This is a genomic window from Aeromonas cavernicola (assembly GCF_002795305.1).
Taxonomy (GTDB): domain Bacteria; phylum Pseudomonadota; class Gammaproteobacteria; order Enterobacterales; family Aeromonadaceae; genus Aeromonas; species Aeromonas cavernicola.
In genome coordinates, this window is sequence record NZ_PGGC01000201.1 from 1 (window position 1) to 1,478 (window position 1,478).

At 44.7% G+C, this 1,478-nt stretch carries 4 protein-coding genes; all 4 read left to right on the plus strand.

Annotated elements, in window-relative coordinates; translation table 11 throughout:
- Positions 1-454 (plus strand): ubiquitin family protein (locus CUC53_RS17495; protein ID WP_201796793.1); only part of this gene is annotated, 454 nt, incomplete at its 5' end.
- On the plus strand, positions 444-794 hold the full coding sequence (locus CUC53_RS17500) for a hypothetical protein (protein WP_100295304.1): 351 nt from the start codon (positions 444-446) through the stop codon (positions 792-794). The genes CUC53_RS17495 and CUC53_RS17500, both read left to right, overlap by 11 nt.
- A 130-nt stretch (positions 795-924) precedes the next feature.
- Positions 925-1,062, plus strand: a complete 138-nt coding sequence (locus CUC53_RS19350; RefSeq protein ID WP_167386793.1) for a hypothetical protein — start codon at positions 925-927, stop codon at positions 1,060-1,062.
- 150 nt (positions 1,063-1,212) lie between these two features.
- On the plus strand, positions 1,213-1,478 hold a 266-nt coding region (locus CUC53_RS19355), incomplete at its 3' end, for an RHS repeat domain-containing protein (RefSeq protein ID WP_167386794.1).

The following is a 1,478-nucleotide window of genomic DNA, read 5'->3' on the forward strand; positions in this document are numbered from 1 at the left end:
GGTCGATCCGTTGGGGTTGACGAATATTCCGGGGCAGTGTCCAGATACCAATAACCGCATTGGCTCTGTATGGGACGTAGGTAGCTACTCGGAGAATAGAGCCTCTGTCATAGGGCAAAACTTAGAATTGGATGCTCATCATGTCGGTCAAAAAGCGATCATGAAAGACTTAATTGAAGGTTATGATCCTAAGACTGCACCATCTATTTTAGTTCCAAAGGTAGGGCATACTGTAGCCAAAGAAAATGTTGGGGTTGTTTCCAGAGGTATGACTAATCCGACAACAGGAAAACCATTTAGCTCAGCAAGAGATGTCGTAGCTAGAGATATTAAAGAGTTGCGTCGAGTATATCCTGAAGCTCCTAATGAACAGCTTCAGAAACTTATTGAATTGAATAAGTCTATGTACATTGAAATTAGACTAAAAAAGCAAAGGATTAGCCATGAAAAATGATGAAAAAGTTGTCAGCGCAATTTTCGAAGAATTGTTTTTCGATAACTTACCAAGATATAAAAACTTGCTAAGTGGAAATCTCAGTGTAGGTTCTGATGCTTATAGCAAAGCAAGCTGTGTAATATCAAACCTAGGTAATGAAGAGAGGGATGCTATTTTTTCTTTTTTAAAATTAGTCATTGCCGACACTGCATCTGTTATTTTTGGTACTGTGGATGGCTCTCATTTTCCTAACGGAATCATTGAGGATTTTAAACTGATGTATGGAACGGATGAAATTCAGGGCTGTCTACAAGATTACTTTATTGCTCAAGCCGAGGCTGCTGGTACATATAAATAGCAGGACTATAGACTCGATTAATTGACATTGTGTTCTTTCAAAATTCGGATATTTCAAAGGTCAGGAATAAATAACCTCCTGACCTTTTTCTTTTATTTCCCGCTACGAATACCACCCCGGCCTGCATTTGGTGAGTCGGCGCATCAACCCCGATGGCAGCGAGCTGAAATACCGCTACGACAACGCCAAGTTGTTCCTCAGCGAGCTGGAAAACGAGCAGGGCGAGCGGCACCACATCCACTACTACCCCAACAGGGCGAGATCATGAGTGAGCAAAAATAATCCACATTGGGTTATTTTCAAACAACACTGACCTGCTTCGGGATATTTTTGATTTTTTTTGGCCTATTTGTGTGTGTTTTTCATGCAAAACAAGTTCAAAAAACATTCGTGATCTCGCCCTGACTACCCCAATGGTTTGATAGCCAGTGAGACCGGCTTTGATGGCCGCACCACTGCCTATCGCTACGACCTGACTGGCCAGCTGCTGGAAAAGAGCGAGCTGGGGGAGCAGGGCGGCGAGCTGATAACCCGCTACCAGCGGGACGCCATGGGGCGGCTTATCCAGAAAACCCTGCCCGATGGCCAGCAGATTGCGTATCGCTACGACGGCCACGGTCAGCTGAGCGAGGTGGACGACGGCCAGTGGCCGCTGCACTTTGTGTCTGTCTCTTATACACATCT

What these genes read in the sequence shown, in the direction of transcription:
- CUC53_RS17500 (WP_100295304.1), top strand. Translation starts at nt 444, where the DNA reads ATGAAAAATGATGAAAAAGTTGTCAGCGCAATTTTCGAAGAATTGTTT.